Origin of the sequence: Oceanococcus atlanticus, from assembly GCF_002088235.1 — a bacterium.
Classification (GTDB): domain Bacteria; phylum Pseudomonadota; class Gammaproteobacteria; order Nevskiales; family Oceanococcaceae; genus Oceanococcus; species Oceanococcus atlanticus.
The window spans coordinates 1-6,077 of the sequence record NZ_AQQV01000008.1 but is presented as its reverse complement, the minus strand read 5'-3'; the positions used below and the strand labels follow the sequence as shown (position 1 = coordinate 6,077).

The 6,077-nt window shown below is 51.7% G+C and carries 8 protein-coding genes; all 8 read left to right on the top strand.

Annotation, left to right across the window (positions count from 1 at the left end; translation table 11 throughout):
- Positions 1-237 (top strand): hypothetical protein (locus ATO7_RS17050; RefSeq protein ID WP_206044968.1); only part of this gene is annotated, 237 nt, incomplete at its 5' end.
- Between the two features lie 135 nt (positions 238-372).
- On the top strand, positions 373-1,650 hold the full coding sequence (locus ATO7_RS16605; RefSeq protein ID WP_206044967.1) for a hypothetical protein: 1,278 nt from the start codon (positions 373-375) through the stop codon (positions 1,648-1,650).
- A 17-nt stretch (positions 1,651-1,667) separates the two neighbouring features.
- The gene (locus ATO7_RS16600; RefSeq protein WP_083563542.1) at positions 1,668-2,177 is read left to right on the top strand and encodes a hypothetical protein; all 510 of its coding nucleotides are present in this window, start codon (positions 1,668-1,670) and stop codon (positions 2,175-2,177) included.
- A 151-nt stretch (positions 2,178-2,328) separates the two neighbouring features.
- Positions 2,329-3,051, top strand: coding sequence for a TIR domain-containing protein (locus tag ATO7_RS17165; protein WP_158523257.1), 723 nt, complete (start codon positions 2,329-2,331; stop codon positions 3,049-3,051).
- A 110-nt stretch (positions 3,052-3,161) separates the two neighbouring features.
- A complete protein-coding gene (locus ATO7_RS16590) occupies positions 3,162-3,779 on the top strand; it encodes a hypothetical protein (protein ID WP_146680421.1) in 618 nt (205 codons plus the stop codon).
- 96 nt (positions 3,780-3,875) lie between these two features.
- Entirely contained in the window at positions 3,876-4,589 is a 714-nt protein-coding gene (locus ATO7_RS16585) for an ion transporter (RefSeq protein ID WP_083563539.1), read from the top strand.
- 103 nt (positions 4,590-4,692) lie between these two features.
- Positions 4,693-5,655 (top strand): type I restriction enzyme HsdR N-terminal domain-containing protein, encoded by a 963-nt coding sequence (locus ATO7_RS16580; RefSeq protein WP_083563538.1) that lies wholly within the window; start codon positions 4,693-4,695, stop codon positions 5,653-5,655.
- A 112-nt stretch (positions 5,656-5,767) separates the two neighbouring features.
- Positions 5,768-6,043, top strand: a complete 276-nt coding sequence (locus ATO7_RS17275) for a cold shock domain-containing protein (RefSeq protein WP_083563537.1) — start codon at positions 5,768-5,770, stop codon at positions 6,041-6,043.
- Positions 6,044-6,077: the final 34 nt, after the last annotated feature.

Here is a 6,077-nt window from a genome sequence, read left to right as displayed (position 1 = left end):
CGCGTCGTTCTTTTTGATAATCGGTTTGTGCCGGGAAGTAGTACACCTATTTCTCGGACAACGGGGGCGGGGGATACGTATCAGAACAGGTCGCTTGTCGATGGCAGTTCTTTCGAAGTTCTCAAGAATTTCCCAAGTACAGATCAAGTAGCCTCTTTGTTGGGCGAACTATGTAGTACCGTTTCCACGTATGAAAACGAATATTTCTGGCTGGTGTCTGGTGAAACGCTTGGGTAGCTACCCATGTTGGGTGCAACTGGGAGTGTTGGCGGCTAACAAATCGCTGCAGGTGACGTTTGACCCGCTGCCCACTTTTGCTGCCGCAAAAGCGGTCATCGCCTCAAACGCACCTGAACGTGGGCGTTAGGCGCTATGAAGCTGATTCCAGGCATCGTTGATAAATTTGTCGCAGTAAATCCTCCCGACTTCGTGGCACTGCTTCAGGCGGAGGACCGGCCCAGTTTCGATACATTTTGGAAGCTGCAAAACCAGATCAAGCCGATCGACTTTTACTGCTACCTGTATGCTCGTTTTGGCCCTCCAAACGGCATCCAAAACTTGCTTAGAGCCGATCATTCCGACAACCTCATTCACTGGGAGTGGTCACTGCGGGCTGAGGACCGCCTCTATCTGATTCAAGGGCACAACTTTAGAACCGAGATTTGGGTTTCTGGCGCGGCGTTGGAATCTGAGTCACTTGAAGTGTTGATCGCCGACATCAAGCAGTCGTTTCCGCAATACGGCAAATCGATGGGTGAGATTCGAAAAAAGCTTGAACATTGGATCGAATTCATCAACCCCTACCAGCGTATCAGAGCAGCTGTCGATTGCTTGGACAAAGAATTGGCCTCATTGGAGGTACCAAGTCAGGAAGATCAGCCTAAATCTGTGACTGACTTTGACAGCACAGAAGAATGGTCCAAAGTTTGGAACCGCCATGCCCAGACTATTTCTCGGGCAACCGGCCTTTGCTTTGGCATAAGGTCTATGCTGCCAGTGATGGCAGAGGCTTTCGTCAATCTCCTAATGTACATGCAAATGAAGCCGGAACTTAAGGCAGACGACCGGCTTCGTGAGAATCTTTTTCGGCAACCTATAGATGTGCGGGTCAGGGGGCTCTCCCACAATTGCGTTGGTTTCGAAAGTGCAGTTGATTATTCGCATGAGGCCTGTAGGCGCTACCACTCTCTGGTCAATGAACGAAATGACCTGCTGCACGGTAATGTTGTCGTTGACAAGCTCAAGTTCAACGAGCTCTATTTCAATGGACGAGTGCCTGTTTTCAAAACCTATTCCACGATGTGGGAAAGGGCATTTGGTGTCGCCCAGAGTTCTGTTGGTTTGGATCTTCTGGAGAATGAACGTGACGTCGTCGATGGATTTGTCGACTATGTAATTTCATGCCTGAAGGAAAAGACTCAGATGGATGTCCGCGCTTTTCTCCAGCAGCGAGAATTGGGACTGTCGCTAGATGATGGACACTTGGGGGTGCTGTTCTCGGGACAGCTTGTCGATATGGTCATGGGGCCAAAGGGTGGCCAAGTGAAGGGCGCGCCTAACAAATCGCTGCAGCTGACGTTTGACTCGCCGCTCGGTTTGGCTACGCCAAGCCCTCCCGTCGACTCAAACGCAGCTGAGCTCAGGCGTTAGGTTCTTGGTGCCAATTTATGCCGTCCGCCAAAGACAACTCCCACGAGACCTTCCAACTTCTTTACGTCGCTCAGCTCGACCTCAGCCATGCGGCGTTCTTCGCTGATCAGCTTCGTGTAAAAGGGTGGCACTTCGAGCCCTGGGAGGTACATTGGAAAAAATACCTCCATCAAGCCGCTTACGTAACGTCGCTAGTTGTCTCGTATGGCCGGCCATTTACTGAAAGCCGCAGTTGGGCCAAATTTCCAAAGAGAATCCTGCGAGGCCTCAATCAGCAGCAGAAAGAGCTGCACGGGCGGTTGTTGACGCTCCGCAACGAGGTATACGCGCACACGGACGTTCAGGCTCGGAAGATCAGGCCAATTACCATTGAGGGTAAACCTTCGGCGATAGAGGTTCTTCCCTCAATGCGCTTCTCCGACACTGAGCTTCAGGAAATTCGTGAGCTCATCCACGTGATTAGCTTCGGGGTGAATGAGCGACTGGAGGAACTTTCAAAGAACGTAGCGGAGCAACACTATGGCTAGCTTTGGTGCTTTTCTCAGGCACTAACCTAACAACACGTTGGAGGTGACGTTTGACCCGTCGCTGACCTTTGCTACCGCAAAGGCAGGCGCCGCTTCAAACGCACCTCAACGTGGGCGTTAGCCGTCAAAAAGAACCAATAAGGAGACTTTGGTGAAAAAGTGGAGTTGGGAGGATTTAGTGGCGGCAATAACCAGTCATGGATTGGCCGTCACTGATGTCAAAGACATTCAACATGGCCAACAAGCGGTCTTGCCCGAGGGAACGCGGGCCAATTGGTACAGCTCAGGCAAGGTGGTCGTGCAAGGACGCGACTGCGAAGAAAAGACGCTTCTTCAAGCCGTCGTAAACGGTGGAGCACAACCAGCACCTGCCCCTGCAGGAAACGCCGCCCAGGGAGCAAAACCTGCGGTGGCGGTGAAGGAGCCCAAGGTCTTTATCGTCTATGGCCATGATACAGAGGCTCGCGATCAACTGGAGCTCATGCTCCTGAGGATGAACATCAAACCAGTCATCCTTGGAAACATGACGCCTGATGGAAAAACGATTATCGAGGCCTTGATAGCGAGCACCGATGTTCCATACGCGGTCGTTCTTCTAACCCCCGACGACGAGGGGCATAAGGCAAATGCCGATGCTGAAAAGAAGTTTCGAGCTAGGCAGAATGTCGTGCTTGAGATGGGCATGTTCTTGGCCAAGCTCGGCAGGGAGCGTGTGGCAATTCTTCACAAAGGTAGCCTTGAACTACCTTCGGATATCAACGGGCTGATCTACATCCCGTTTGAAAAGTCCATTCAGGAGACAAAGAACAAACTGGCGGCGGGGTTACAGAAAGCAGGGTTCTATATCGACATAGAACACCTCCAGGCCGAATGACGGCTAACAACACGTTGCAGGTGACGTTTGACCCGCTGCCCACTTTTGCTGCCGCAAAAGCGGTCATCGCCTCAAACGCACCTGAACGTGGGCGTTAGGCGCCAATGGCTATGATCGAAGTAAACCTACAGCGACTCGATGAGTTTTGTGACGTATGGCTTGAAAGAGCGACCGCAGTAGCGCAACCGTCTATTGAAAACATATTCGATCAATTTTTTATACTTTGGGTCGTTTTTAACCGTATCTACGCTGAATCTGCCCGTGTGTTAGCAGCAGAAGGTCACAGCTCAGCGCGGATGTTTGCATTCAGTCAGGGAGGGAAGCGAAAGTTTGCCCCTCCGCCTGATCGCATAGCTGCAACCAGAGGTGTTGAAGCATTTTGTGGCGTTTCCGAACTAAATCGGCGCCTCTACGAACACGAGGAAAGCGCCCAAGCAATTGAGACAGTTCTAAGCGTAGTGGAATCTGGAATGCTTTACCTTCACGAAAACTACGAAACGGGTGAACCGGATTTCAAGCGAGATCGGAAGTTAGTTGCTGCTGCACGAAACGGGAAGCCTAGTGCGCTTCTGGAGTTGCTTTATCAAGCGCGGTGCAACTTGTTCCATGGTCAAAAGGCCTACTCAGAATCGCAACGGCCTCTTCTTGAAGGCATGGTTATTGTGCTGCGAATAGTTATTGATGCGTCTAGGTCAAAGTTAAGGGAGCAATATGGTGTTGGCGCCTAACAACACGTTGGAGGTGACGTTTGACCCGCCGCTGACCTTTGCTGCCGCAAAGGCAGGCGCCGCTTCAAACGCACCTCAACGTGGGCGTTATGTTTCATGAGCATCGCTGATGTAGTCCAGCGCGCAGATACGAGGGCTGGCAGGGCGTTCGATCTATGCATCATAGTGCTTATAGTGCTGTCGATCGTGTCGCTTACTATCGAAACACTTCCAGGAATCGCGCCAAGTTTCCGGGCGGCTCTTCAGCTTTCGGAAATTGTAATAACTGTGTTGTTCACTGCCGAGTACTTCCTGCGTGTATATACAGCTCCAAGCAAGCTCGGCTACATCTTTAGTTTCTACGGAATCATCGACCTACTGGCGATAGTTCCGTTCTATTTGGCGTTGGGCTTCGATCTCAGAGGGCTCCGTGCGTTTCGTATTTTTCGCGTATTTCGCATTCTTAAGCTCACACGATACAACCGTGCAATGCAGAGGTTTCATCGCGCGCTAGTTCTTGCCAAAGAGGAGTTGGTACTCTTCTTCATCACAACAGCCATTTTGCTGTACTTGGCGGCGTTCGGCATTTACTACTTTGAGCATCAAGCTCAGCCGGAGCACTTTAAGTCCATCCTGCACAGCATCTGGTGGGCCACTACAACACTGACGACGGTAGGCTATGGTGATATTTACCCAATCACCGCAGGCGGACGAACCTTCACGTTTTTGGTTTTAATGATCGGGTTGGGTGTTATTGCTGTACCCCCAGGCCTTGTGGCATCGGCATTGTCAAAGGCGCGAGAGCAAGAGATCGGTGCGGATGAAACATAACAACACGTTGCAGGTGATGTTTGACCCGCTGCCCACTTTTGCTGCCGCAAAAGCGGTCATCACCTCAAACGCACCTGAACGTGGGCGTTAGGCATCTCTAGTTATGTTTTCGAGTCTTGATCCGTCCATATTCGATGATCCCGAATTCAAAGAGGATTCGGTGCGGGAGCTCATAGTTGCGCCGATTTTGTCGCGTCTGGGCTACGGTCCCACCGGTGACATTCGTGTCACTCGCAGCAAATCGCTCAAGCATCCGTTTATCCGCGTTGGGACAAAGAACCATCCTGTTACTACTATTCCGGATTACACGATTTACGTTGACGACAAGCCTGCGTTTGTATTGGATGCCAAGGCGCCGAACCAAGACGTACTCGATCCCGCACACGTGCAACAGGCGTATAGCTACGCAATTCATCCGGAGGTCCGGTGCGAGGAGTTCGGGCTTTGTAATGGGCGTCAGCTAGTTGCATTTTCGGTTGCTCAGCGAGATCCGCTAGTCATTGTCGAGTTCGATCAGATCGAAGCGCGATGGGAGGAAATTGAGAAGCTATTACTTCCCAAGTACTTGCAAGAACCTGCAATGCGCCGTTTCAAACCGGATTTTGGGGAGGCGCTCCTGCGTATGGGGTTCGATTCCGATGCGGCGCTAGTCATGCTGGGCACCCGCCTCAACTTATTCGGTGTCGTGAGTAATGAAATTGTTACGGCTTCTGCGAACTGCGACATGGGCTTCGGAGAGCATTGTGTTAGCTTCGATTTCCATCCTAAGCTGCTTCCCGAAATCGTTGCTGGCTTGCCAGAGCCTTTAGCGGAACAATTTTGCAATGCGCTGTCGCGTGCGCCTCACCAAGCTGCAGCAGGTTTGGTCATAGAGCTTGATCTTACCGCCCGGCTTGGCGAAGAGACTCAGGGCCAGTGGGAGACGTTCGTACCGTTGCTAATTGAAGAAATTCATGAATCTCGGTTCAATCCAGAAGAGATTGCAGAAGACCCGAATGACATCCCGCCTCACGTCTTCAAGCTCAGAGATGCGTTTGTCATTAGGGATGGTGAAGAAGATGCCTAACAAATCGCTGCAGGTGACGTTTGACCCGCCACCCACTTTTGCAACCGCAAAAGCGGGCGTCGCCTCAAACGCACCTGAGCTTAGGCGTTAGGCAGCAAAGACGAGTAATCACATGCGTTTACAAGGAAGAATCACTCGTTGGGACGATGAGCGAGGCTTTGGCTTCGTTTCCTGGCATGGTGACGGTAGCTCTGCTTTCGTCCACATCAAAGCGTTCCCGAACGGTGTTAGGCGCCCCGTTGTTGGTGACGTGATTTCTTACGTCGTAGCTAAGGGGCGGGACGGCAAGCCACGGGCAGAGCAGGTGCGCTTCTCGGATCGCAGTGGTGTGAAAAAGCAAAGGCCCGATCGCGTCAGGATCAGTCGTTTCCTGTCCGTCGTCAGATAACTTGAAACACCGGATGGTGATTCCTTCAGGAGGA